Source organism: Pseudoduganella sp. LjRoot289, assembly GCF_964252925.1.
In the GTDB taxonomy this organism is placed as follows: domain Bacteria; phylum Pseudomonadota; class Gammaproteobacteria; order Burkholderiales; family Burkholderiaceae_D; genus Rugamonas.
Window position 1 is genome coordinate 6,426,535 of record NZ_CAXUPN020000001.1, and the last position, 24,957, is coordinate 6,451,491.

Annotated in this window: 21 protein-coding genes; 7 read left to right on the forward strand and 14 right to left on the reverse strand. The window is 68.7% G+C overall.

Translation table 11 applies throughout. The features are described 5' to 3' along the window. Nucleotides 1-7: 7 nt before the first annotated feature. The 3 genes from ACSQ8Y_RS27680 to ACSQ8Y_RS27690 all read left to right on the forward strand — a co-directional run bounded on the left by ACSQ8Y_RS27680 (nt 8) and on the right by ACSQ8Y_RS27690 (nt 4,030). Complete coding sequence (locus tag ACSQ8Y_RS27680) at nt 8-532, forward strand: RidA family protein (protein WP_436269588.1); 525 nt, start codon at nt 8-10, stop codon at nt 530-532. 36 nt (nt 533-568) lie between these two features. Further along, nucleotides 569-3,058, forward strand: coding sequence for a TonB-dependent receptor plug domain-containing protein (locus ACSQ8Y_RS27685; protein ID WP_436269589.1), 2,490 nt, complete (start codon nt 569-571; stop codon nt 3,056-3,058). A gap of 72 nt (nt 3,059-3,130) precedes the next feature. After that, entirely contained in the window at nt 3,131-4,030 is a 900-nt protein-coding gene (locus ACSQ8Y_RS27690; protein WP_436269590.1) for an alpha/beta hydrolase, read from the forward strand. Between the two features lie 175 nt (nt 4,031-4,205). Here ACSQ8Y_RS27690 and ACSQ8Y_RS27695 read toward each other — a convergent pair whose 3' ends face one another. Both ACSQ8Y_RS27695 and ACSQ8Y_RS27700 read right to left on the reverse strand, forming a co-directional pair. Beyond that, nucleotides 4,206-4,562: a nucleotide pyrophosphohydrolase gene (locus ACSQ8Y_RS27695; RefSeq protein WP_436269591.1), complete on the reverse strand. Its 357-nt coding sequence runs from the start codon at nt 4,560-4,562 to the stop codon at nt 4,206-4,208. Next, nucleotides 4,562-5,014: a GNAT family N-acetyltransferase gene (locus tag ACSQ8Y_RS27700; protein WP_436269592.1), complete on the reverse strand. Its 453-nt coding sequence runs from the start codon at nt 5,012-5,014 to the stop codon at nt 4,562-4,564. The genes ACSQ8Y_RS27695 and ACSQ8Y_RS27700 overlap by 1 nt, the downstream gene beginning before the upstream one ends. Nucleotides 5,015-5,373: 359 nt before the next feature. On the opposite strand from ACSQ8Y_RS27700, the gene ACSQ8Y_RS27705 reads away from it, so the two are divergent. Beyond that, a complete protein-coding gene (locus ACSQ8Y_RS27705; protein ID WP_436269593.1) occupies nt 5,374-7,446 on the forward strand; it encodes a prolyl oligopeptidase family serine peptidase in 2,073 nt (690 codons plus the stop codon). Between the two features lie 50 nt (nt 7,447-7,496). On the opposite strand, the gene ACSQ8Y_RS27710 is transcribed toward ACSQ8Y_RS27705, so the two are convergent. The 3 genes from ACSQ8Y_RS27710 to ACSQ8Y_RS27720 all read right to left on the reverse strand — a co-directional run bounded on the left by ACSQ8Y_RS27710 (nt 7,497) and on the right by ACSQ8Y_RS27720 (nt 10,839). After that, complete coding sequence (locus tag ACSQ8Y_RS27710) at nt 7,497-7,835, reverse strand: HNH endonuclease (RefSeq protein WP_436269594.1); 339 nt, start codon at nt 7,833-7,835, stop codon at nt 7,497-7,499. 4 nt (nt 7,836-7,839) lie between these two features. Then, the gene (locus ACSQ8Y_RS27715; RefSeq protein ID WP_436269595.1) at nt 7,840-10,173 is read right to left on the reverse strand and encodes a putative bifunctional diguanylate cyclase/phosphodiesterase; all 2,334 of its coding nucleotides are present in this window, start codon (nt 10,171-10,173) and stop codon (nt 7,840-7,842) included. Nucleotides 10,174-10,374: 201 nt separating this feature from the next. Next, on the reverse strand, nt 10,375-10,839 hold the full coding sequence (locus tag ACSQ8Y_RS27720; protein WP_436269596.1) for a cache domain-containing protein: 465 nt from the start codon (nt 10,837-10,839) through the stop codon (nt 10,375-10,377). Between the two features lie 163 nt (nt 10,840-11,002). On the opposite strand from ACSQ8Y_RS27720, the gene ACSQ8Y_RS27725 reads away from it, so the two are divergent. Beyond that, nucleotides 11,003-12,424: a M16 family metallopeptidase gene (locus ACSQ8Y_RS27725; RefSeq protein WP_436269597.1), complete on the forward strand. Its 1,422-nt coding sequence runs from the start codon at nt 11,003-11,005 to the stop codon at nt 12,422-12,424. A gap of 10 nt (nt 12,425-12,434) precedes the next feature. After that, nucleotides 12,435-13,877 carry a M16 family metallopeptidase gene (locus ACSQ8Y_RS27730; RefSeq protein ID WP_436269598.1) on the forward strand — a complete coding sequence of 481 codons (1,443 nt, stop codon included), beginning with the start codon at nt 12,435-12,437 and terminating at the stop codon, nt 13,875-13,877. A gap of 3 nt (nt 13,878-13,880) precedes the next feature. Here the strand turns inward: ACSQ8Y_RS27730 and ACSQ8Y_RS27735 are convergent, their stop codons facing one another. Continuing rightward, the gene (locus ACSQ8Y_RS27735) at nt 13,881-14,828 is read right to left on the reverse strand and encodes an alpha/beta fold hydrolase (protein WP_436269599.1); all 948 of its coding nucleotides are present in this window, start codon (nt 14,826-14,828) and stop codon (nt 13,881-13,883) included. Nucleotides 14,829-14,965: 137 nt separating this feature from the next. Here ACSQ8Y_RS27735 and ACSQ8Y_RS27740 point away from each other — a divergent pair, with 137 nt between their 5' ends. Then, nucleotides 14,966-15,523, forward strand: coding sequence for a DUF805 domain-containing protein (locus ACSQ8Y_RS27740; protein ID WP_436269600.1), 558 nt, complete (start codon nt 14,966-14,968; stop codon nt 15,521-15,523). 24 nt (nt 15,524-15,547) lie between these two features. Here ACSQ8Y_RS27740 and ACSQ8Y_RS27745 read toward each other — a convergent pair whose 3' ends face one another. From ACSQ8Y_RS27745 to ACSQ8Y_RS27780, 8 genes are all read right to left on the reverse strand, one after another. Then, complete coding sequence (locus ACSQ8Y_RS27745; protein WP_436269601.1) at nt 15,548-16,924, reverse strand: DUF58 domain-containing protein; 1,377 nt, start codon at nt 16,922-16,924, stop codon at nt 15,548-15,550. Beyond that, a complete protein-coding gene (locus ACSQ8Y_RS27750; protein ID WP_436269602.1) occupies nt 16,921-17,919 on the reverse strand; it encodes an AAA family ATPase in 999 nt (332 codons plus the stop codon). The genes ACSQ8Y_RS27745 and ACSQ8Y_RS27750 overlap by 4 nt, the downstream gene beginning before the upstream one ends. Next, on the reverse strand, nt 17,906-19,264 hold the full coding sequence (locus tag ACSQ8Y_RS27755; RefSeq protein WP_436269603.1) for a DUF4350 domain-containing protein: 1,359 nt from the start codon (nt 19,262-19,264) through the stop codon (nt 17,906-17,908). The genes ACSQ8Y_RS27750 and ACSQ8Y_RS27755 overlap by 14 nt, the downstream gene beginning before the upstream one ends. Further along, a complete protein-coding gene (locus ACSQ8Y_RS27760; protein ID WP_436269604.1) occupies nt 19,261-20,892 on the reverse strand; it encodes a DUF4129 domain-containing protein in 1,632 nt (543 codons plus the stop codon). The genes ACSQ8Y_RS27755 and ACSQ8Y_RS27760 overlap by 4 nt, the downstream gene beginning before the upstream one ends. Then, nucleotides 20,879-21,841, reverse strand: coding sequence for a stage II sporulation protein M (locus ACSQ8Y_RS27765; RefSeq protein WP_436269605.1), 963 nt, complete (start codon nt 21,839-21,841; stop codon nt 20,879-20,881). The genes ACSQ8Y_RS27760 and ACSQ8Y_RS27765 overlap by 14 nt, the downstream gene beginning before the upstream one ends. Continuing rightward, nucleotides 21,838-22,521 (reverse strand): RDD family protein, encoded by a 684-nt coding sequence (locus ACSQ8Y_RS27770; RefSeq protein WP_436269606.1) that lies wholly within the window; start codon nt 22,519-22,521, stop codon nt 21,838-21,840. The genes ACSQ8Y_RS27765 and ACSQ8Y_RS27770 overlap by 4 nt, the downstream gene beginning before the upstream one ends. 89 nt (nt 22,522-22,610) lie before the next feature. Beyond that, a complete protein-coding gene (locus ACSQ8Y_RS27775; protein WP_436269607.1) occupies nt 22,611-23,348 on the reverse strand; it encodes a substrate-binding periplasmic protein in 738 nt (245 codons plus the stop codon). A gap of 320 nt (nt 23,349-23,668) precedes the next feature. Continuing rightward, entirely contained in the window at nt 23,669-24,946 is a 1,278-nt protein-coding gene (locus ACSQ8Y_RS27780; RefSeq protein ID WP_436269608.1) for a TIGR04552 family protein, read from the reverse strand. Between the last annotated feature and the right edge of the window lie 11 nt (nt 24,947-24,957).

Sequence of the window (24,957 nt, forward strand, 5' to 3'; positions counted from 1 at the left end):
AGAGACCATGAAGAAAACCATCGTTACGAGCTCCTTCTCCGCGCTGGCGCTGTTGTCGGCGCTGGCCCCGAACCTGGCGCAGGCGCAGGCGCAGGCGCAGGCACAGGAAATCATCCGCCACAAGATCCCCGGTTCCGACTTCCCCATCGCCCAGGCGGTGACGCTGCCGCCGGGCGCCACCATCCACTTCATCAGCGGCCAGGTGCCGCCCGTGACCGACAAGAACGCCGCGCCCGACTCGCTGGCGGCCTATGGCGACACCAGGACCCAGACCATGGGCGTGCTGAAGAAGATCGACGAGATCCTCAAGGGCATGAACCTGGCCATGGGCGACGTGGTGAAGATGCAGGTTTTTCTGGTCGGCGACCCGGCCAAAGGCAACCGGGCCGACGTCAAGGGGTTCATGGAGGCCTATACGCAGTTCTTCGGCGGCAGCCAGCCCAACCTGCCCGCGCGCGCGGTCATGCAGGTGGCGGCGCTGAACGTGCCGGGCTGGCTGGTTGAAATCGAAGTGGTCGCCGCAAAAAAATAAGCACATAAGAAGTCACTCAACCCAAGGGATATCGTTATGCACAAGGCCAAATTGAAAGCATGCGCAGCAGCCATCACGGTGCTGTACTCGGGATACGCGCTGGCTGCCGACGCAGCGGTCGGCGCAGCTGTCGATGCGGCGGCCGAAGAAGCACAGGCCGTGGCGGCGGCGGGGGCCGCCGTCACGCCGGTGTCGGCGGGCGCGGTGATCGTGACCGGCACCCGCGCCAGCGGCCTGAAGGTGGAAAACAGCGCCTCGCCGATCCAGGTGCTCGACAACGCCTCGCTGGCCCGCACCGGCCAGCCTGACCTGATGCAGGCGCTGGCGCAGAACCTGCCGTCCTTCACGGCCCAGGCCTTCGGCGGCGACACCGCCAACCTGACCCTGTCGGCGCGGCTGCGCGGCCTGAGCCCGAACAACACGCTGGTGCTGGTGAACGGCAAGCGGCGCCACGGCACGTCCAACCTGGCGGTGCTGGGCGGGCCATTCCAGGGCGGCGCGGCGGCCGACCTGAGCTACATCCCGGTCACCATGATCGACCACATCGAGGTGCTGCAGGACGGCGCGGCCGCCCAGTACGGCACCGACGCCATCGCCGGCGTGATCAACATCATCCTCAAGTCGAACCAGCAGGGCGGCACTTTCAACGTCAACGGCGGCGGCTATTCCGACGGCGGCGGCAAGACCGCCGACGCCATGGGCAACGTCGGCTTCACGCCGTTCGACAAGGCCTTCGTCAGCCTGTCGGCCGAATCGAAATACCACGGCTTCAGCAACCGCGGCGGCATCGACCCGCGCGTCGCCGACCCGGCCAACATCAAGGCCATGCCGCTGCTGCAGGCGCCCGGCTACCCCAACTTGAACAGGATCTCGGGCGATGCGCAATACCACCTGACCGTGTTCGGCCTGAACGCCGGCTACGACATCGACGACGACAGCGCGCTGTACCTGTTCGGCACCGTGGGCCGCAAGGAGGCGCGCGCCTTCGAGAACTACCGCATGCCGAGCCGGCTGCCGCAGGTCTATCCGCTCGGGTTCAGCCCCAAGGAGACCATCAAGGACCAGGACCACGCCTTCACTGCCGGCTACAAGGGCAAGCTGGGAGCGGCCTGGAACTGGGAGCTGAGCACCACCTACGGCCGCGACAAGGCCGACATCGGCGTCGAGGATTCGGGCAACGTCTCGCTGTACCAGGACACCGGCTTCACCCCGACCGTGTTCTCGGCCGGCGCCTTCGTCTCCACCCAGTGGACCAACAACCTGGACTTCAGCCGCGAGCTGGCGCTGTTCGGCGCCAAGCCCGCCACCTTTGCGCTCGGCCTGGAGCACCGCGTCGACAAGTACCAGATCAAGGCGGGCGACGCGGCCTCGCGCTACAAGGAGGGTTCGCAGTCCTATCCCGGCTTCTCGCTGACCGACGCCGGCAAACACGACCGCAACAACAAGGCGGTGTACGCCAACCTGATCGTCTACCCGGCCGACGCGCTGACGCTGGACCTGGCCGCGCGCTATGAGAAGTTCAGCGACTTCGGCAGCGCCAAGGTCGGCAAGGTCACCAGCCGCTACGACTTCACGCCGGCCGTGGCGCTGCGCGGCACCGTCAGCAACGGCTTCCGCGCGCCGACCCTGGCCGAGCAGTACTACTCGGCCACCAACGTGTCGCCGCGCAGCGCCTTCGTGCAGCTGGCGCCCAATTCGCCGGGCGCCGCGCTGGTGGGCGTAAACGGCCTGAAGCCGGAGAAGTCCACCAACTTCAGCGCCGGCCTGGTGCTCAACCCGAGCAGCAGCGTGGCCGTGACGATGGACGTCTACCAGATCGCCATCCGCGACCGCATCGTCGGCAGCGGTTCCCTGTACGGTTCGGGCGGCGCCGACAACTCGCCGGCGGTGACGGCGGCCATCCTGGCCAACGGCAACGTGCTCGATCCGACGGTGGTGCAGACCGGCATCAACATCTTCTCGAACGCCGTCAACACCCGCTCGCGCGGCGTGGAGTTCGTCGCGACCTTGAACAGCAACTACGGCGATGCGGGCCGGGTCGACTGGTCGGCGGCGGCCAACTATAACAAGGTGCAGGTGACCAAGATCAACCAGGCGCCGGCGCAGCTGCGGCCGCAGACGCTGCTCGACAAGACCGCCATTTCGGACATCGAGACCGCCTCGCCGAAAATGCGCGTCAACCTGGGCGCCTTGTGGAAGAAGGGTGCGTGGACCGTCAACCTGCGCGAGGCGATCTACGGCAAGTCGTCCGAATGGGGCACGCCGGACGGCGCCGACTACTACAAGACCGAGATCGGCGTGACCGCCATCACGGACCTGGAGGTGAGCTACCGCATGGGCGACGGCTGGACCCTGTCGGCCGGCGGCAACAACCTGTTCAACAAGTATCCTGACCAGGTGAACGCCAAGCTGCTGGCCGTGTACCGCGCCAACCTGGACAACTCGGCGGTGACGGTCTACCCATCTTTCTCGCCGTTCGGCATCAACGGCGGCTACTACTACGCGCGCGCCAGCTATAAGTTCTAAGGCCCGCGCGGGCATGACAGGCGGGGCGGGGCGCGGTATGCTGCGCCTTGCCCCGTTTTTATTGGATAGCCCATGCTGACCCGACTCCGCAAGACCCTGTGCGCCGCCGCTGTCGCCGGCGCTGCCGGCGGCGCCGCCGCTGCCCCGATGACCTTGCAGGACTACCTGGCGCTGTCCGGCCCCGGGCCTGACCGCCATATCGCCTACGGCAGCGCGCCGTCGCAGTTCGTCGAACTGTTCAAGCCTGCGGGGCAGGGGCCGTTCCCGGTGGTGATCCTGATCCACGGCGGCTGCTGGACCGTGCACTTCGGCGGCATCGCGCAGATGCGCAATATGGCGGGGGCGTTGATCAGGAACGGCATCGCCGTGTGGAACGTCGAGTACCGGCGGGTGGACGAGGAGGGCGGCGGCTATCCCGGCATGTACCAGGACGTGGCGGCGGCGGTGGACCTGCTGCGGCAGGAAGCGGCCGGGCACCAGCTGGACCTGGCGCGCGTGGTGGCGGTGGGGCATTCGGCGGGCGGCCACCTGGCGCAGTGGGCGGCCTCGCGCCACAGGCTGGCGACCGATAGCCCGGCGTACCGCGCGGCGCCGCTGGCGATACCGCAGGTGATCAGCCTGGGCGGGCTGGCCGACCTGCGCAAGGAGGAGGGCTTGATCAAGACCAGCTGCGACCGCGCTATGGTGCAGCTGACCGGCTTGCCGAGCGCGGCGCGGCCCGACGTGTTCTCGGACACCTCGCCCGCGGAACTGCTGCCTGCGGGTGTGCGCACGGTGCTGGTGACGGGGGAGCTGGACACGGTGTCGCCGGTGCGCGTGGCGCAGGACTACGCCCGCCGCGCCAGGGCGGCCGGCGACGCGGCTGACGTGGTGGTGCTGCCGAACGCCAGCCACTACGACGAGGTGGCGGCCAGCTCGCCGGCGTGGAAGCTGGTCTACGCCGAAATCCGCAGGGCGCTGGCGTTGCCTTGATGCTGGCTTGGCGGCCGGCTTGGCGGCTTACGCGCTGGCGCGCTATCCCGCCCTGCGACGCCCCGTAGTTCGCAGGCGCAGCTACCGCATCGCTGCGCCGCTGCATCCCTCTGTAGGGCGGATTGGCACGCAGTACGTAGTCCGCCGGTGCCGCCGCGCATCATCAAGCGCATCATCAATATTCATCATACTTGCGGGCGTCGCCGCGCACCTGCGCGGCGGGGTATTTGGCGCGGTTCAGCTCCATCTTTTCCAGCACCGCGCTGCGCAGGTCGACGCCGGTCTTGTCGGCCAGCTGGATCAGATACAGCATCACGTCGGCCAGTTCGTGGCGTATGCCTTCCCGCTTGCGCTCGTCGAGCTCGTGGTCGGCGCCGGTCGGCAGCCACTGGAAATGCTCGGCCAGCTCGGCCGCTTCCACTGTCAGCGCCATGGCCAGGTTCTTCGGCGTGTGGAACTGGCCCCAGTCGCGCTCGGCCGCGAAGGCGCGCGCCAGGTCGCGCAGCTCGGTCAGGCTGTCCTGCCGCGCCATCACTGCGCCGTCTTGCGCATGAACACGCTGAGCGGATCGTCGCGGTAGCCGCCGTACGGGCCGCAGCGCTGGTAGCCCAGCTTTTCATACAGCGCGATCGCTTCCGGCTGGGACGGCCCGGTCTCGAGCGTATACAAGGTGCAGCCGCGCGCCGCCGCTTCCCGTTCCAGCATGCCCAGCACGCGCCGCGCCAGGCCCTGGCCGCGCGCTTCGGGACGGACATACATGCGCTTGATTTCGCCGAATTCCGGCGTCACCACCATCGCGGCGCAGCCCACCGCCGCGCCGGCCGCGTCGCGCGCCACCGCGAACACCACATTGGGCTGCTTGAGCGACGCCATGTCCAGCGCGTACACGCTTTCGGGCGGGTAGAGCGTCAGCTGGTAGGCGTCCAGGTCCGCGATGAGGGCGATGATGTCGGGCTGGTCCGGCGTTTCGAAAGCGATATTCATGGGCGTGGCGGGATGGAGTGAGGTTGGGCTGGATGACGTGGCTGCAGGGGGCTGTCGGGGTCGCTGTAGGGCTGCTTGCAATTGTAGCGCAAGCCCGGCGGCGGCATGCAGGGGCGCTATGCGCGGCGCGCCGCAGCGAGGAAAATACTATCCCGCGGCGCCGAAAGCTCGCTATATTGAATCTTGACGGGATGGTTTCGTGTAGTGAACCGCGGACGTGTCCGCCGTCCGTGGTGTCTCCCTTTCCGCCGGTGCCAGGCAGGGCCGGCGGGTCTCTTTATGTCCGTGAATCTTGGTATCATGTCCGACTGCGCCGGCCACAAGCTGGCGATTTTTATAACGATGTCGGAGAAAACCGAATGAAATTACGTCTGCTGGTACTGGCGGCCGCGCTAAGCGCGTGTGCCGCCCAAGTGGCACATGCCGCCCCGCGCGGCTTTACCGTGGAAGACCTGGTCAACATGGAACGCGTCGGCAGCCCGCTGCTGTCGCCGGACGCGTCGAAGGTGGTGTACACGGTGCGCTCCACCAATATGGAGAAAAACCGCGGCAACACCCAGCTGTGGATGATAGACCTGCGCGCGGCCAAGCCGGCGCCGGTGCGCCTGACCCAGGCCGACGCCAGCAGCACGGACCCCGAGTGGTCGCCGTCCGGCGACGCCGTCTACTTCCTGTCCGGCCGCTCCGGCAGCAACCAGGTGTGGCGCCTGCCGCTGTCGGGCGGCGAAGCCGCGCGCGTGACCGACCTGCCGCTGGACGTGGAAAACTTCCGCCTGTCGCCGCAGGGCGACCGCCTGGCCATGAGCCTGGCGGTGTTCCGCGACTGCGCCGACCTGGCGTGCAGCAAGGGCCGCCTCGACGCGCAAGCCAAGGACAAGGCCACCGGCAAGGTCTACGACCGCCTGTTCGTGCGCCACTGGGATACCTGGAACGACGGCCGCAACAATGTGCTGTACACCGCGCCTATCGACGCCGGCGGCAAGGTCAGCGCCGCGCCGGTCAGCCTGAGCGGCAACATCGACGGCGACGTGCCGTCCAAGCCCTTCGGCGACCATGAGGAATACCAGTTCAGCCCGGACGGCAAGACCGTCGTGTTCTCGGCCCGCGTGGCCGGCAAGACGGAAGCCTGGTCCACCAACTTCGACATCTACAGCGTGCCCGCCGCCGGCGGCGAGCCGCGCAACCTGAGCGCCGACAACCCGGCCTGGGACACCAGGGCCACCTTCTCGCCGGACGGCAAGACGCTGGCCTATACCGCGATGAAGCGCCCGACCTTCGAGGCCGACCGCTTCCACCTGGTGCTGATGGATGTCGCCACCGGCAAGAAGCGCGCGCTGACCGACGCGTGGGACCGTTCCGTGTCCGACTTCCACTGGGCGCCGGACGGCAAGTCCCTGCTGGCCACCGCCGACGACGTCGGCCAGCATCGCCTGTTCAGCATCGACGCCGCCAGCGGCAAGACCACGGCTGTTTCCGGCCCGGGCTACGTCAGCGCCTTTAGCGTCGCGCGCGACACGGTCGTGATGGCGCAGGCCAGCCTGGCCTCGGGCGCGCAGCTGTACAAGTTCAAGCTGGGCGGCGCTACCGGTGCGGCCAAGCCCGAGAAGATCACCAACGTGAACGAGGCCGCGCTGGCCGACGTGCGCTTCGGCGAATACGAACAGTTCTCCTTCGCCGGCGCCAACGGCGAGACCGTGTACGGCCACGTGATGAAGCCATGGAATGCCCAGCCGGGCCAGAAATTCCCGGTCGCCTTCCTGGTGCACGGCGGCCCGCAGGGCAGCTTCGGCAACGCGTGGAGCTACCGCTGGAACCCGCAGGTGTACGCCGGCGCCGGCTACGCCACCGTCTTCATCGACTTCCACGGCTCCACCGGCTACGGCCAGGCCTTCACCGATTCGATCAGCGGCGACTGGGGCGGCAAGCCGCTGGAAGACCTGAAGAAGGGCATGGACGCGGCCGTGGCCAAGTTCCCCTGGCTGGACCGCGAGCGCAGCTGCGCGCTGGGCGCGTCCTACGGCGGCTACATGATGAACTGGATCGAGGGTAACTGGTCGGACGGCTTCAAGTGCATCGTCAACCACGACGGCGTGTTCGACATCCGCGGCATGGCCTATTCGACCGAAGAGATCTGGTTCACCGAGTGGGAATACGGCGGCCCGTACTACAAGGCGGCCGAGTCGCACGAGAAGTACAACCCGGTGCACCACGTTGCCAAGTGGAAGACGCCGATGCTGGTGGTGCAGGGCGACCTGGACTTCCGCATCCCGACCGCGCAAGCGCTGGGGACCTTCACCGCGCTGCAGCGCCAGGGCATAGCCAGCAAGCTGCTGGTGTTCCCGGACGAGAACCACTGGGTGCTCAAACCCGCCAACTCCGTGCTGTGGCACCACACGGTGCTGGACTGGCTGAACAAGTACACCGGGAAGTAAGCTTGCTACGCTTCCCTGAAGCCCGCCGCGCGCAAGCCCGGCGGGCTTTTTTAATACCACTCGAGATTGTCGACCGCGTTGTTGCGCTTGTTGCCGTCTTTGTGTCGCACGCGCTGGCGGCCGGCGGGATTGGGCAGGTGGGCTTCGGCCACCAGGTCGTGCACGAAGAAATTGCCGGTGCGGGTACCGCTGCGCAGGGTGACGCGCAGGCCTTCCTCCATCGCCAGCGCGCGCAGGCATTGCACCCGCGCGCCGCGCGTCAACAGCACGCGGCCGTCGCGCGAGACCGCGTAATAGTCGCTGCCCACTACCGGCTTGGTGCCGGCCGCGCGCAGCGAATAAGCGAAGGCAGCCACCAGCAGGCAGGCCGCGACAATTATCAATTCCATGGTCTCAGGCCCCTGCTGCTGCCGCCGCTGCGGTGGCGGCGGTGGCTGCCGGCGCCGCGCTGCCCAGGCGCGCCATCAGTTCGGCGAACGGGGCGGGGCGCGCGTACAGGTAGCCTTGCATGGCGTGGCAGTCGCTGCTGATCAGGAAGTCGGCCTGGGCCTGGGTTTCCACGCCCTCGGCCACCACTTTCAGATCCAGGTGGTGCGCCATCGCCAGGATGGTTTGCACGATGGCCGTCACCGACGCGTCGTTCGGCGTGTCCTGGATGAAGCTGCGGTCGATCTTCAGCTCGTACAACGGCATTTTCTTCAGGTAGGCCAGGCTGGAATAGCCGGTGCCGAAATCGTCGATCGAGAAACGGATGCCGAGCGCGGCCAGCTGGCGCATGCGCAGCACCGTGTCTTCCAGGTTCTCCACCAGCAGCCCCTCGGTCACCTCGAAGATCAGCATGCCGGCCGGCGCGCCGGTTTCGGCCAGCAGCGCGCGCACCTGTTCGACAAAGCCGGCCTGGCGGAACTGGTTCGGGCTGACGTTGACCGACAGCGGCAGCGCGTGCCCGGCTTGCGCCAGTTGCAGCACGGCGGCGCAGGCCTGGCGAATGGCCCAGTCGCCCAGCGCCAGGATCTGGCCCGATTCCTCGGCCAGCGGAATGAACAGCGCCGGCGAGACCCAGCTGCCGTCGGCGCGCTGCCAGCGCATCAGCAGCTCGGCGCCGATGACGGCGCCGCTGCGGTCCACCTGCGCCTGGAAGTGCATCGCCAGCTCGCCGTGCTCGATGGCGTGCGCCAGGCCGCGCTCCAGGTTCAGGCGCTGCTCGACCTCGGCTTGCATGGCGGCCTCGAAGAAGGCGATGCCGTTGCGGCCGTCGGCCTTGGCGCGGTACATGGCGATGTCGGCTTCGCGCAGCAAGTCCTGCGCGCTTTGCTCGCCATGCTCGCCCTTGGGCAGCAAGGTCACCCCGATGCTGGCCGAGCTGCTGTAGGTCTGGCCGTCGATCTCGAAGTCCTGGGCGATGGCGGCGCGGATCTTCTCGGCCACCAGCAGCGCCGCGTGCGCCGCAGCCGCGTGCACGCTGCCCAGGTGCGCCAGCAGCACGACGAATTCGTCGCCGCCGATGCGCGCCACCGTGTCGGCCTTGCGCATCAGCTGCGCCAGGCGCGCGGCGGCGTTCTTCAGCAGCGCGTCGCCGGTGGCGTGGCCGCGCGCGTCGTTGATGTATTTGAAGTTGTCCAGGTCGATGAACATCACCGCGCTATACAGCTTGCCGCGCTCCGAGCTGGCCAGCAGCTTGTCGATGCGGTCCATCAGCAGGCGCCGGTTCGGCAGGCCGGTTAGCACATCGAAGTAGGCCAGGCGGTGGATGTCGTCTTCCGATTTCTTGCGCTCGGTGATGTCGCGCTCGACCGCCACCCAGTGCGTGTTGTTGCCGCCCTCGTCGGAGATCGGCACCAGCTCGCGCTCGACCCAGTACGGCTCGCCGTAGCGGGTGTAGTTGAGCAGCTCGGCGCGCACCGCCTCGCTGCGCGCCATGGCCTGCGCGATGCGGTCCAGCGTGCCGGTCGCCGTTTCCGGCCCTTGCAGCAGGCGCAGGCTGCCGCCCATCATCACGTCGCGGTCGTAGCCGCTGCGGCGCTCGAAGGCGCGGTTGACGAAGATGATGCGCTGCTCGGTGCCGGCCACCTCGGCGATGCTGACCATGTCGTTCAGGCGCGCCACGGCGGCGGCGGTCAGGCGCAGCTCGGCGTTGAGCGCGGTCAGTTCCTGCTTGCCCTGTTCCAGGGACGCGGCGGTGGCGCGCAGGTCGGCGATCGAGCTTTCCAGGCGCTTGAGCAGCACGCCGCAGGACAGGGTCAGCACCGCCGTGATGAACAGGTAGTTCAGCGTGATGACGCACCACTTGAGGAAGGCCGCCAGTTCCAGCCCCACCAGGTCCGGCATCGAATTGGTGTAGTAGCCGATCACCAGCAGCGCGGCGGTGTCGATCGCCAGCGCCCACAGGCCGGCGCGCAGCCCGAGCAGCAGCGCGGCCAGCACCGGCACGGCCATCAGGTAGATCTGGCTGACCGGCCCCACCTTCACCAGCAGGCCGACCCCGAACACAAAGGTCACGGCCAGGAAATTCATCACGCGGACGTTGAACGGGACGCTGCGCCAGCGCCAGATGCCGACGATCCACGCCAGCGCCACCACGTCCAGGACGGCCACCGACCACAGGCCTTCGGAGATGCTGAGGATGATGCTGGGCACGGCCGTGATCATGCCTAGCCCAAGCACGAACTGCAGGATGCGCATAAAGATCTGGGCGCGCCAGTGCGCGACGTCGTTCAGCGCTGCCAATGCAGGCCTCCTTGGACACGTGAAAAATTATCTATTATGCAAGGATGATGACTTGCAATAGAGCAGTTGCCAGGCAGACATGGTAACTGGAAACCCGCAGCCTGTCACGGATCAGCCCGGTTCGCAGGGGCTGCCTGGACTGGCGAGGGGCGGGAGGGGCGGCGCCAACTGGCTGGTGCCGCCCGCCTGGCGGGAGGGCGCTTAGTCGGGCTTGTAAATACCGCAGCCGACGATCAGGTCGTCAACCTTTTCGACGTACATCGATTTGGGCTCGATCTTCTTGGTCAGCGGATCGAGGAATTTGTAATCCTGCCAGCCCTTGCCCTTGGTCTTGATGAGTTCGACGCGTTCGCGCATATAGGATTTGCCGTCGGCGTCGCGGATGTCGATCAGGTCCTTGCCTATCATGCGCGGGTTCTGGCCGTGCGCCAGGTTCTTGCCGTTCAAGTCGTACACCACCACGTACAGGTCGCGGTCGACGAACTGGCCGGCGTGGTTGTTGATTTCGGCGAAAGCCTTCTCCCTGCCGTTGGCCTTCAGGTAGGCGATGGCCTTCTTCGCCATGGCCATCGCTTCGTCGGCGGTGCCGCGTTCCGCCGCCAGCGCCGGTGCCCGGGCCAGCAACAGGGCAGTGCCGAGGGTGAGTAATAGCAAGCGTCGTTTCATGGAACCACCTCGCATGGGGAGTGAGCTTGCCCCATCATAATCCCGCCGGTGCCGCGCACAACTGTTCAGTACGCAAAAATTGTTGGCGGCGGCGATCATAGGCGTGTATTTTTGCTATCGTAGCTGCAAAATTGCACGAACAACCAATGAAAGGTGTCCACCTATGCGCATGCGCCACATTCCTGTCCTGCTGGCGGCGGCCTGGCTCTCGCTGTCCGCGCAAGCGGCCAGCGCCGACCGCTGGGACGTGCCGGTCCACGTCAAGAAGCTGGCTAACGGTTTGACCGTCGTCGTTACCGAAGACCACAGCTCGCCCACGGTCGGCGTCAGCGTGGTGTACCGGGTCGGCATGCGGCTGGAGCCGAAAAACCGCACCGGCTTCGCCCACCTGTTCGAACACCTGATGTTCCAGGGCACGCCGAACGCGCCCAAGGGCGTGTTCGACAGGACCATCACCGGCGGCGGCGGCCGCAATAACGGCTCCACCCGCGCCGACTTCACCAACTACATCGAAACCGCGCCGGCTTCCGCACTGGACGCCATCCTGTGGCTGGAGGCGGACCGCATGAAGACGCTGGACTTCAACGAGAAAACGCTGAAGAACCAGCAGGACGTGGTGAAGGAGGAGATCCGCGTCAACGTGAAGAACCAGCCCTACGGCGGCTTCATGTGGATCGAAATCGGCCAGCACGCGTTCCAGAAGTGGGAGAACAACCACGACGGCTATGGCAGCTTCCAGGACCTGGAGGGCGCCAGCCTGGACGACGTGCGCGCCTTCCACCGCGACTACTATGGCCCCAACAACGCGGTGCTGGCCATCGCCGGCGACGTCACGCCGCAGCAGGGCTACGCGCTGGCCGGCAAGTACTTCGGCGCGATACCGAAGCGCGCCACGCCGAAGTCCGGCGACTTCACCGAGGGCCTGAACACGGCCGAGAAGCGCGTCGAACAGAGCGACGCGCTGGCGCAGGTGCCGGCGCTGGCGGCGGCGTGGAAGATGCCGGAGCGGGGCAGCAAGGACCAGGCGCCGATGGCGGTGCTGGGCGAGCTGCTGAGCGGAGGCGACGCCTCGCGCCTGTACCTGGGCCTGGTCAAGGGCCGCGAAGTGGCGCTCAATGTGCAGCCGCTGTACGGCCTGACCGGCCCGTGGGAATACGACGGCCCGACGCTGTTCACCGTGTTCAGCATGTACAAGCCGACCAGCAGCGCCGACGCGGTGCTTGCCGCCATGGACGAGGAAATCGCCAAAATCGCCAGGGAGGGCGTGGACGCGGCATCGCTCAAGCGCGTGAAGACCGCCATGCTGGCCGACTGGTACAACAAACTGGAAAGCTTCATCAACCGCGCCGACACGCTGGCCAGGCTGCAGACGCTGTGGGGAGACGCCAAGGTGGTGAACAGGATCCCGGGCTGGATAGACGGCGTGAAGTCGGAGGACATCCAGCGCGTCGCGGCCACCTACCTGACCAGGGCCAACCGCACCGTGATCGACCGCAAGCCGGCCGCCAAGCCAGCCGCCCCGGCCGCCCCGGCCGTTCCCGCGACTCCCGCGGCCCCAGCGGCCCCCGCGCCGGCAACGAAATAAGGACCGCACCATGAAAAAACTGATACTGGCCATGGCCGTCTCCACGCTGTGCGTCCCCGCGCTGCAGGCCCGGAACGCAGCCGCCACGGCGGCCATCCCGGCCGCTCCCGCTCCCGCCACTTCGCCGGTGCCGCCGTACGGCGCCGACAAGCCGCTGCCGGTGGCGAAGATCGCCCGCAAGACGCTGTCCAACGGCCTTGAAGTGTGGGTGGTGCCGCGCCAGGGACTGCCGCGCGTGGACTACGTGCTCGCCGTGCGCGGCGCCGGCTATGCGGCCGACGACGCGCAGCATCCGGCCTTCGCCAGCCTGCTCGCCTCCCTGCTCAACGAGGGCAGCGCCAAACGCGATTCGCGCGCGGTGGCCGAGGCGGCGCAGGGCATGGGCGGCAGCGTCGACGCGTCCGCTTCCAACGACGGCATCACCGTGTCCGCCAACGCGCTGGCCTCGAACGCCGCGTCCATGGCCGGCCTGCTGGCCGAGGTGGTGCGCGAACCGTCCTTCCCGGATGCCGAGGTGCAGCTGGCCAAGGCCAACGCGCTGCAGGCGCTGAAGGCGTCCGAGGCCCGCCCGGCATTCCGCGCCGAACGTGCCCTCGCGCGCGCGGTCTACGGCGACCATCCCTACGGCCGCACCACGCCGACCGCCGAAGCCATCAACTCGGCCGACGCCGCGCTGCTGCGCGCCGAACACGCCAGGCGTTTCCGTCCCGAGCGCAGCCTGCTGGTGATCACCGGCCGCATCAAGGAAGCGGAAGCCATGAAGCTGGCCGAGGCGGCCTTCGGTGACTGGAAAGCCAGCGGCCCGGCCTTGCCGGCCACGCCGCCCGCGCCCGCGGCGGCTGCGCCGGCACGCCTGCTGCTCGAACGCGCCGGCAGCGTGCAGTCCACGCTGCGCCTGGGCCGCCCCGGTCCGGCGGCCAGCACAGAAGACCACGTGCCGCTGCGCCTGGCCAGCACCATCCTGGGCGGCGGTTTCAGCAGCCGGGTCAACCTCAAGCTGCGCGAAGAGAAGGGCTACACCTACGGCGCGTCGGCCGGCGCGCGCATGTACCGCGAGGGCGGCGGCATCGTCGGCGGCGCCGATGTGCGCAACGAAGTGACCGGTGCGTCGCTGGGCGAGTATTTCAAGGAATACCGCAAGCTGGGCACGGAACTGGTGGGCGAGGCGGAAATGGACATGAACAAGCGCTACATGGCCGGCTCCTACCTGATCACCAACCAGCTGCAGGGCGCAGTGGCGGCCACCCTGGCCAATAACTGGCTGGTGGGGCTGCCGGCCGAATTCCTCGGCGCCTTCGTGCCGAAGATCCAGAAGGTCACCGCCGAGCAGGTGCGCGACATGGGCAGGAAATACTTCGCGCCCGAGACGCAGGCTATCGTGGTGGTGGGCAGCAAGGACGCCGTCGGTGAACAGCTGAAGGAATACGGCGAGTTTACCGTCACCGGCAAATAGGCTTCAGGCCTGGCCCCGGCGGAAGGCGAGGTAGTCCTGCGCGCAGCGCTTGGGCGCTTCGAACATCGGCAGGTGGCCGACGTCCGGCATCATCACCGTGCGGCTGCGCGGGAAGAGCGCAGCGAAGGCGGCGGCGCCGGCGGGGTGCAGGATCTTGTCCTGCTCGCCCCACACCACCAGTGCCGGCATGGCCGCGCACTGCGGCAGGGACTGCAGCGGCTGGGCGCCTGCCAGCTGGCGCATGATGCTGGTGTGCAGCGCGAAGTCGGCCACGCCGCGGCGGCCCAGCATGGTCAGCACCGAATAGGGCAGGAAGGGACGCCTGTGGGTGCAGGCTTCGACCATCGCATCCACGTCCTCTTCCTGGCGCAGCAGCAGCGGCATCTCGCCGCTGGCGAGGTAGTGCTGGACGACTTCCGACGCGTTCGACGCTTCCGTGCCGACGGCGTCGAGCAGCCACAGGCTGGCCACGCGCTCCGGATAGGCGGCCGCGAACCGGGCGGCGATGAAGCCGCCCATGGAATTGCCGCCCAGGTGAACCCGGCCGGGCGCGATCTGGTCCAGCAGCGCGCGCAGGCGCTCGGCTTGCTCCGCCATCCCGTAGCTCGCGCCGGCGTCACGGCTGGCGTCGCCGAAGCCCGGCAGGTCGGGACAGATGACGCGGTAGTGCGGCGTGAGGAAGCGCGCGACGCGGGTGAAGTTGTCCTTGTCGCCGCCGAAGCCGTGGATCAGCAGCAGCGGCTCGCCGGTGCCGCCTTCCAGGTAGGGCATGGTGAAGCCGGGCACCTCCGCGCTGCGCAGGCCCAGGCCGGAGCGGCGCCGTTCCAGCGCCAGGCCGAGGCGGGCCGCCGTCAGCGGCGCCAGGCGGTCGAACAGCACCAGCGCCATCAGCAGGATGGCGGCGAGGGAGAGCAGGGCGCTGATGCCGAAGACCAGCTGCATGGAAGTCATGTCGTTTCCTTTGTTCGCGGATGCCGGATAGTGACATTGTTGATCTGGTTTGGGTAGTATAAAGACGAGCAATTAGAGGGGCTATTCCGGTATGATTGCTGAATTGGTAATTCATCTATCCACCGGGAGCTGCAAACGTGAACAATCCTTACTCGGCGCCGGGCGCCGCCCTGTCCGGCGCGCCTGCGGGCGACGAGACCTACGAACCGAAGGTGTTCGCCTGGAAGGGCCGCATCGGCCGCCTGCGCTACATGGCCTATCTGTTCGGCATTTCCCTGCTCAACATGGTGCCCGTCATGGTGCTGATGAGCGTTCTGGGCGCGACCGGCATGATGAAGGGCAACGTCGAAGCCATCACCGGCCTCAGCGTCCTGCTGTACCTGCCGCTGCTGGTGTTCAGCTTCGTGCTGGCCAAGCGCCGCTTCAACGACACCAACCGCAGCGGATGGCTGTCGCTGCTGCTGTGGATACCGCTGGTGAATTTCTTCGTGTCGCTCTACCTGGTGTTCGCGGCCGGCTCCGAAGGCGCCAACGACTACGGCCCGGCGCCGTCGCCGAACAGCACCATCGTCAAGGTGGTCGGCTTCATCTTCCCCTTCATTTTCGTGGTCGGCGTGCTGGCCGCTATCGCGGTACCGGCCTACCAGGGCTACGTGCAGAAGGCGCGGGCGGCGTCCGGCTCTACCGGCCTGTAATTGGCCGCTTTGTCACTGGCCGCCTTATAGCTGGCCGCTTTCCTTGATGTCCAGATAGCGCTCGATCAGCGCAGTACTGAGCTGGCCGGGCGCCACGTCCACCAGCGCGTTCGCGCGCAAGCCCAGGCGCCGTATGGCTTCCCGCCGCTGCTGCAGGTACAGCATGGCCGCCGGCTGGCGCAGCGCGTCTGGGAAGGTCTGCACCGGCGCAGCCGCCGCGCGGTCCAGCGCCTGCTCGCGCAGGCTGGCGCACAGCACCATGTGGTGCGTGCCGAGCAGCTCGATGGCGCTGCGCATGGCCTGGTCGTCCTCGTCGCGCAGGTTGGTGATCAGCACCACGAAGGCGCGCTTGTTCAGTTTCTTCATCAGCGCGCCCGCCGCCAGCGTGTAGTCCGGCGCGCTTTCATCCGGCTGCAAGTCGTACACGCCCGCCAGCAGGCGGTCGAACCCGGCGCGGCCCTTGTGCGGACTGAGCCACCGGTTGCCGCCGCCGTCCGCGCCGCCGCCAAAACTCATCAGCCCGACCGCGTCGCCCTGTTTCTGCGCCACGAAGCCCAAGGTCAGCACGGCCTGCAGCGCGTGGTCGAAGTGGCTGCCGTGCTGGCCGGTTTCGAGGCCATCGGCGCCGCCGGCGTCCTCCTTGGCCAGCATGCGGCGGCCGCAGTCGAGCAGGAATACCACCTGCTGGTCGCGCTCTTCCTGGTATTCGCGGGCGATGGGCTTGCGCTGGCGCGCCGTGGCTTTCCAGTCGATGGCGCGCAGGCTGTCGCCCTGGCGGTATTCGCGCAGCTGGCGGAAGTCCGTGCCTTCGCCGCGCCGCCGCTTGCGGATGGCGCCCGCCGCCGGTGCGCGGCGGTCGGTCGCCTGCAGGGTCTGGCCCAGCAGGCGCGAATAGTCGGGGAAGACCTTGACCGTCTGCTCGGGGCCGACGCGGTGGCTGCGCTGCCACAGGCCAAACGGCGTGGCGACGCGCACATGCGGCTGGCCGAAGCGCGCGTCGCCGCGCCGGTCGGGCCGCAGCCGGTAGCTGACGGCCGCGTGGGCGCCGCCGGCCACGGTGCAGGCGTGCGGCATGCCCTCCATGGCCCAGGCGGTGGGATAGTCGTCAAACAGCTGCAGCGCCAGCGGGCGCGCGCCGGGGTTGTGCACCGTCAGCGTCACGCCGTGCCACAGTTCCACGGGCAGCACGCCGGACAGCTGGCGTTCCAGCCGCAGCGGCGCCTGGCCCAATGCGCGCCAGGCGTCGGCCAGCGCGGCGGCCAGCAGCGCGGCGCCGCCCAGCCACCACAGCGGCGCCAGCCAGCGGGCCTGCGCCGGCCACAGGCCGGCCGCCAGCGCGGCGCCGGCCCCGGCGGCAGCCCAGGCCAGCAGCAGCCGCAGCAGGCGCGGTGTGGGCGTCATGCGCGCGGCGCGGCGACCTGCTGCACCAGCGTGGTCAGCAACTGGTCGCTATTCAGGCCGTCGAGTTCGCTTTCCGGCGAAATGGCGATGCGGTGGCGCAGCACCGGCAGGCTGGCCTGCTTGACGTCGTCCGGCGTCACGTAGTCGCGCCCGGCCAGCAGGGCCATGGCGCGCGCCATGCGCACCAGCGCGATACTGCCGCGCGGTCCCGCGCCGATGGCGATGCCGGGCCAGTCGCGCGTGGCGCGCACCAGCCGCACGGCGTAGTTGGCCACGCTGTCGTCGACGCGGATGCGCGCCACCAGCTGCTGCAGCGCCAGCACCGTTTCGGGCTTGACCAGGGTGGCCACGGCGGCCACGTCGAGGTTGTCGCCGACGCGGTTGCGGGTGACCGCCTGCAGCATGTCCTGTTCCTCGCTCTCGCTCGGGTAGGCGATGCGCACCTTGATCAGGAAGCGGTCGAGCTGCGCTTCCGGCAGCGGGTAAGTGCCTTCGTTTTCCAGCGGATTCTGCGTGGCCAGCACCATGAAGGGCGGCGCCAGCACGTGCGCTTCGCCCTCGATGGTCACCTGGCTTTCCTGCATTGCCTCCAGCAGCGCGGACTGGGTCTTGGCCGGTGCGCGGTTGATCTCGTCGGCCAGCAGCAGGTTGGCGAACACCGGGCCCTTGCGCACGCTGAAGGTCTGGTTCTTCAGGTCGAACACGGCGTGGCCCATCACGTCGGCCGGCATCAGGTCGGGCGTGAACTGGATGCGCGAGAATTCACCGGCGAAGGTCTTGGCCAGCGCGCGCACCAGCAGCGTCTTGCCCAGGCCCGGCACGCCTTCGACCAGCACATGGCCCCCCGCCAGCATGCAGGCCAGCACCTGGTCGATCACCTCGCGCTGGCCGACCACGGCGCGGCGGATTTCTTCGCCCATGCGGCGCGCGATGTCGAGCGCCTGCTGCAGGCGCTCGGGGGCGATGCCGTTGCTGTCCTGATTATTGTCGATCATATTGGTTTCTCACTTGTTGAAGTATCTGGATCTGGCGCGTGAACGCGGCCGGGCTGGGCGCGGCCGGGCCGTGCAGCGCGTCGCGCATGTCGATCCCGGGCAGGCCGCACAGGCGCGCCAGGCGCGCGGTTTGTTCGTCCGCGCCCAGCGCCTGCAATTCGGGTGCGCGGCGCGCCAGCAGGGCCTGCGTTTCCTGGCGCGCGGCGGCCAGCAGCGTTTCGCGGCCGCCTTTGGCCCGCCACAGCCAGTTGCCGCTCGCTTCCACGTGCTCCAGCAGCGAGCGGCGCTCGGCGGCCGGCTCCGGCAGCAAGGGGCCGAAGCGGCGCGTCGCCCGCCACAGCAGCAGCGCCAGGAACAGCGCCAGCGCCGTCAGCGGCATCCAGGCCGCGCGCCACAGCTTGGCGTACCACGGCACCGCATCCGCATGCAGCACCACCGTCACGTGCCGCGCTTGCTCTTGCCGGTTCAGCGCGGCCAGGCCGAGCAGCAGTTCGGCGTGGTCGAAACGGGGCAGGCGCTGGTTGTTGAAGTAGTTGTCCGACAGCATGACGACGTGGCCCCGCCCTTCGGCGTAGACGCGCACGGACATGCCGTCGATGTCGCTCCACGCCGGCGTGCCGGCCACGCGCCTGGATGCCAGCACTTCGGTGCCGGTGTCCAGCGCGAGCGGGTAGGCGCCGCCCGGCAGCGTCACGCAGGTGAGCTGGCGGGCTTCCTTGGCCGGCTTGGCGGCGGCGGCGGAACGCGCGCCCTGCGCCGGCGCCTGCCCGTCCTGGCCGCCCTCGTCCCCGTCCTCGTCTTCCTCATCCTCGTCATCATCCGGCGGCAGGACGTCTTCCGATACGCAGTTGGCGCGCAGCTTGTGGCGGTAGTTCAGCGCCACGCCGAAGTGCGCGCCCAGCGGGTCCGGATCGAGCAGCGGGCGCAGCCGCTTGCGTTGTGCGTCGCCGGCCTGGCCGCCGCTGCCGATCTCCATCGTGCCCCATTTGGGCTGCATCAGCAGCGTGTTGCCGCGCCGGACCCACGCCAGCAGTTCGGCCGCTTGCGCGGGCGATATCTGGCCGCCGTTGTCGGCCATGATCAGCATGCCGGCGGGCAGCCTGGACAAGTCGCTGCCGCCCAGCCGCGGCTCGACCTCGACCCGGTAGCCGTGACGGTGGAGCAGGGTGCCGGCGGCCAGCATGGGGTTGTCGATGGCCAGCGGCGAAATGTAGGGCACCGCTTCCGGCGAGCGCTCCATGACGGCGTACCAAAGCCACACGCAGCCCGCCAGCGTGGCCGCGCCCGCCAGCGCGCCCAGCACCCGCAGGGTGCGGTCGGCCTTGTTGTTGCCGGCCGCGCTCATGCCGCCTTCCCCGGTGGCGGGAACGAAGGCGCGCCTGCCTGCCCGGCGGGTTGCGGTTCCAATGCCCTTCCTGGCGGCGCCTCGAACTGCGCGCGCCACGCGTCGCAGGCTGCGTGCACGGCGGCGCTGTCCGGCCAGCGGCCGCCGTAGGCGCCGTTGAGCCATAGCGTGGTGACGGTGTCGACGGCTTTATCGCGCGCTTGCGGCAAGCCGGCTTGCCGCGCCATGCGCAGGCAGTCGCCTTCGGTCGCGCCTTGCGCCAGTTGCAGGCCGTCCAGCGTGACCAGGCGCGACAATGTGGCCCGGTACAGCAAGGCCAGCGCGTTGCGGCGCTCGTCCCGGTCCCACAGCGCGCGCACGGCGGCCGGCACGTCGGCCGGCAGGCTTTCGGCGCGGATGTCGAGGCCGGCTATCTCTGTCGCCGGCGTCACCCTGGGCTTGGGCAGCAGCCAGGCGAATTTGCCCCGGTGGCGGTACAGCAGCCACCCGACCAGCGCGACGGCGCCCGCGATCAGCGCGATCTTGACGGCCAGGGCCAGCCAGCCGAGGTCCGGCATTTTCAACGGTTTTTCCTCGGGTGGCCGGTCGAAGTCCTTCAGGTGCCAGGTCTCCTCGCATTTGTAGCCGCGCAGGTCGTCGGTGTCGTACAGCTGCCGCAGTTCGCTGCGCAGCGCTTCCTGCTTCGCGTCGTGCGCGGGAGCATGCTTGCCGACCGGGCTGTGCATGCCATTGGGCGGCGTGCACGCCGTGGCGGACGCCGCTGGCGCTTGCGCCAGCGCGGAGCCGAAGCCGCAGGCCAGCGCCGCCAGCACCGCCAGCACCGCCAGCATCGGCGCGCTGGCGCGGCCGGCCTGCGCATTGCGGCGCGCGGCCGGTGCCTCGATCTGGCGCAGCGTGAGTTCGATGTCCCATGCCTCCAGCGTGGCGCGGCGGTTCAGGTAGAGCGTGAAGCAGCAGGCCGTGTAGACCGGCCCGATGACGGCAGCCCCCAAGGCGTAAGTACCCATGTAGACCAGCTCCAGCGCCTCCCTGGCCGCGGGCGGCGCGTTGACGATATAGGCCAGCGGTTGGACCGACGGCCCGTCGCTGAGGAACAAGCCGACCAGGGCGATCAAGCCGAATTGCAGGATCAGCTCGAAATGGACGCAGGCCATGCCGAAGCGGTAGGCGGCCGCTCCGGTACCGTTGCGGCCTATGGCGAGCCGGCGTTCGGCGGCGGCCTTGCCGCGCACCTGCTCCAGCTGCCAGATCGGTTGATACAGGCCGCGCCCCGGCATGAAGAGGCGCCACCAGGTCAGCAGGCGCACCGTGCCGCCGCCCAGTTGGCCGGGCCAGGCGCGCACCGCCTGGCGCCACGTCACGGCCTCGCCGAACACCTGGCGCGACAGTACATAAAGCGGCCCGCGCTCGAGCAGCGGGCGCAGCCACCATGCCAGCATCATCCACAACAAGTCATAGGCGGGCAGCAGCAGCATCAGCGCGAAAGTCAGCGCCACCGCCGGCAGCCACAAGGCCAGCCAGGTCTTGTACACCGCGCCCGCGTGCGCGTGCAGCAGCGCGAAACCCAGGTCCAGCGCCTGCGGCGCGGGGCGTGGCCGCAGGGCGATCTGCAGCTTATCGATCCGCATGCGGCGCTCCCCGGTCACGTCCCGCCAGCAGGAAGAAGGCGAACACCGCCGCCCAGCACGCCCCGCCCACCGCGTATTTGACAGCTGCCGGCACCGCCGGGCTGGCCGACCAGAACGCTTCGACGAAGGCGGCCAGCACCGTCAGCAGCGCCGCGCCGACAATCACCGGGAACATGGCGCGGCTGGCCGCGAACAGGGCGTGCCGCCGGCTCAGCCGGCCGGGTGCGATCAGCCCCAGGCCGAGGCGCATGCCGGACAGGCCGGCCAGCACCAGCCCCGTCATCTCGAAGCTGGAGTGCGTCACCACGAAGGACCAGAACTGGGTGCGTGTCAGCGGGTCCTTGCTCAGCCAGCCGGCGATGACGCCCATGTGCATGCCGTTGAAGGCCAGGCTGAGCAGGGAGGGAAGGCCGCCGAAGACGCCGCCGGCGAACGTGCGGAAGCAGATCGTCACGTTGTTCCAGATGTAGTGGCCGAACATCTGCACATCGCCCTCCTGCCCGCGCCCCAGCGTGATGCGGCCGGGCCGGTACATCTGGCGGTATTTTTCCAGCTGCTCGGGCGGGATGAAGCTGTAGGCCCAGTGCGGCTGCTGCCACACCAGCAGGCCGAGGGCCAGCGCCACGCCGAACACGGCCAGCGTGGCCAGCAACAGCAAGCGCCATTCGGCGCGCACCCGGCGCGGCAGGTCGCGCAGCATCCAGCGCAGCAGCGCGCGCGGGCGTTCCGCAGCCGCGCCGTACAGGCGCAGGTGGCAGGCCGATGCCTGCGCTTGCAGGTAGTCGCCCAAGGCCGGCGAGTAGCCGCGCTGGGCGGCCAGCGCCTGGCACTGGCACAGGCGGCGGTACAGCGCGGGCAGGGCGGCAGGGTGGTCCGAGCGGTTCTGCAGGATGGCGTCGATGGCCTCCCACAGCGGGGCATGCTGCTGTTCGAACTGCGTCTGTTTCATTGCTTCAGCCCCGCGGCGTAGGAGCGCAGCAGGGCGAGCGAAGCGGCGCCGGTGCGGCCGGTCAGCGCTTCGGCTATGCTGCCCAGTTCCTCCAGCCGCGCCGGCGGCAGGCCGGCTTCGCGTTCGAACAGGTCGGCCAGCGCGCGCTGCTGCGCCGACGTTAGTGGAAAAGGCAGGGGCAAGGGAGGGGACAAGTGCGCGTCCGCGCGCGCGGCGGGACGGGGCGGCGTCTTGTCGCGGTAGACCACCAGCGTGCCGGCCACGATGTCGCCCAGGCGGCGGAACTGGCGGTCGTACAGCATGCAGGCCAGGCCGGTGGCGTAGGCCAGCGGCAGGAAGTCCGCCGCCAGCAGCAGGTTGCGCAGTGCCGATTCGCGCCAGCCCACCGGCAGCCCGTTGGCGCGCCGCACTTGCAGGCCGAGCGCGCGCTTGCCCAGCGTCTGGCCCCGGAAATACACTTCGCAGATGACGGGGTAGCCCCAGTAGGAGAGGAAGGCCAGCAAGGCCAGCAGGCCCTGCGCCAGGCGCGGGCCGCGCAGCAGCCAGGCGGCCAGCAGCATGAAGGCGGACCAGGCCGCGAAGTCGATCGCCCAGGCCCAGGCGCGCGGGGCCGGGCCTGCCGGGGTGAGCAGCAGGCGCGTGCCTTCCGGCGTGGTCAGTGAGAGGCGGCCGTCGATCAAGCCGGTAGCGGTTGGGCTGTCATGGTTTTATATTGTATCCAAGAAAGCATAGCGACGTTGTAAATAGAGTAAACGCGGCGGCGAAGGCCTCAGTCGCGCACGCCCGCCTCGGCTTCCAGATGGCGGTACTCGGGCGATTGCCTGGCGGCGGCGACGGCGCGCCAGATCGCTTCCACGCGGCGCGGATTGCGGAAGTACAACTCGCGGTTGAAGGGCAGGTGCAGCGCCACCACCCGGTACGGCTGGGCGGCCTGCACGACCTGATTCTGGAACCGCGCGTCGTTGTGCACCAGCCGGCTCGCTTCCACACCCTGAAGGATGGCGACGTCGAACATGCCGCTCAGCAGGAGGCGCAGGCCGTCCTCGGCCGACTTGCCCATTTCGCGCGGCCGATAGCCGCGCTCGCGCAGCACACTGGCAACCAGGTAGCCCGACTGCACCGCCACCTCCATGTTCGGCGCCACCAGCGTGCGGCCATCCCAGCTGGCGCGGCCGCCCACGCGCAGAAAGACGTTGACGCTGTCGGTGAACAGCGCGCGCGCCGGGTCGGCGCTGCCGTCGGCCAGCAGGGGAAAGGAGGCGAAAGCGCGCCGCTCGCGGGAATCTGCGGCGGCGATCACACCGTCCACGGTGCCCAGGCGCAGCTCCTCGATGCAGCGGCGCCACGGCTTGGCGGCGTAGATGAACTGTTCTCCCGCCAGTTTCGCCGCACGCCGCAGCAGCTCGAAATTCAGGCCGGTGGCGTCCGGCGCGCTCCAGGGGCGCTGCGCGACGTCCTCGTAGCACAAGGTCAGCGGCACGCCGGCTGCCGCCGCCGGGCCGGCCAAGAGCAGCGCCGCGAGCGGCGCCGCGAGCCGGGCGGCGAGGCGGGCAGAGACGCTGGCAGTGAGGCAGTCGCCGAGCCGGTAAGACCGCCGCTTGGCGAGCCGGTCAGACAGCGGGGGCGCGAGCCGGTAAGACGGCAGCTTGGCGAGCCGGTCAGCCAGCGGGGGCGCGAGCCGGTAAGACAGCCGCTTGGCGAGCCGGTCAGACAGCAGGGCGGCGAGGCGGCAAGACAGCCGGGTGGCGAGGCGGGCGGGCTGCGGCGGCTTGGAAATGGCGTGCGGCTGGGGCATGCGGAAGCGGCTTGCTGGCATGTGGCGGCCGTTCAGGCCGCTGCCGAGTGCTCGGCGACGGCGGCCGCGGCGCTGTCTGCAGCGGAGGCTGCCGGGGCGGTGGCTGCGGGCACGACGGCGGCATGGCCGGCGATCCAGCGCAGCAGCTCGCGCCCGAACACCCGGATGCGCGCCGTTTCAATCTGGCGTTTCTTGTAGGCGTCGTGGCTGGCCGGTCCGCTCAGGCTGCGGTCGTGGCTGGCCTTGTCCATCAGCTGGATCTCGTATTCGAAGAAGAAGCCGACATCGTAGTCCGGTTCGACCGATTCCTGCGCGGCGGCGTCCTGCGCGGCGAAGATGGGCACGCTGCTGCCGCCCACGTCGTCCGCGTGCAGGTGTATCATCTTGCGTACCGTCACCTGGATACTGTTGAAGCCCTCGCCGCTGTGCGGATTGTCGGCGCGGGTCTGCTGCGCGGACAGCGCCAGCAGCTCGTCGTCCATGCGCATCAGCAGCTGCGCCGGGTACTCCTCGCTGCGCTCGAGCATGGGCCGGTATTTGCAGAACACCTGCTTGGCCGCCTCCATGTCCAGCAGCGTGTTGCGGGTGCGCTGCGAATCGACATTGGTCACCGACAGCAGGTGCGCGCGCTGCAGCGTCTGCAGCGCCAGCAGGCACTCGAAGCGGGTGTTGAAGATCATGCGCACGCCCAGGTGGTCGTAGACGTCGGCCGCCAGGTAGCCGGCCTTGTGCAGCAGCTTGAGCAGGATGCTGTTGCGGCCCTTGTTGTTTTTACGGTCGAAGTGCAGCAGCGGCAAACAGGTGTCGCCGTGGGTCAGGAAGTAGTGGCCGTCCTCGCTGCGTATCACCTCGTCCAGCGAGGCGAACACCTGCTCGCGGATGGTGTTGAAGTGGCGCAGCTTGAGATTGTTGTCGATGTAGAAAATCCCGTGCATCACCTTCAGCACCGCGCACGACCACATGCGCAGCGCGTCCGCGTGCAGGCCGCGGTGCGAGGCGTACACCAGCAGCTGCAGCGGATCGGCCGGTTCGCGCACCTCGGGCGGGATCAGCTGCTCCTGGCCGGGTTCGAGAAAGCTGCAGACGATGAAGGCGAGCGCCTCCTTGTGGGTGCGGCGTATCAGGGCGGGGGCGGCCGGCTGCTCCAGGTCGAAACCATACTCGAGCACGAACTGGCGCGCGTCGTGCAGGTTGCGCAGCGCGAGCGCACCGAGGTCGATAGCGGACACGCCGCTGGCGATCGCGTTGAGGTAGCCCCAGTTCAGTGAAAATTTGTGCGCGCTCTTGAGCGATGCATGCAGTTCAGTCATGTGCTTATGCC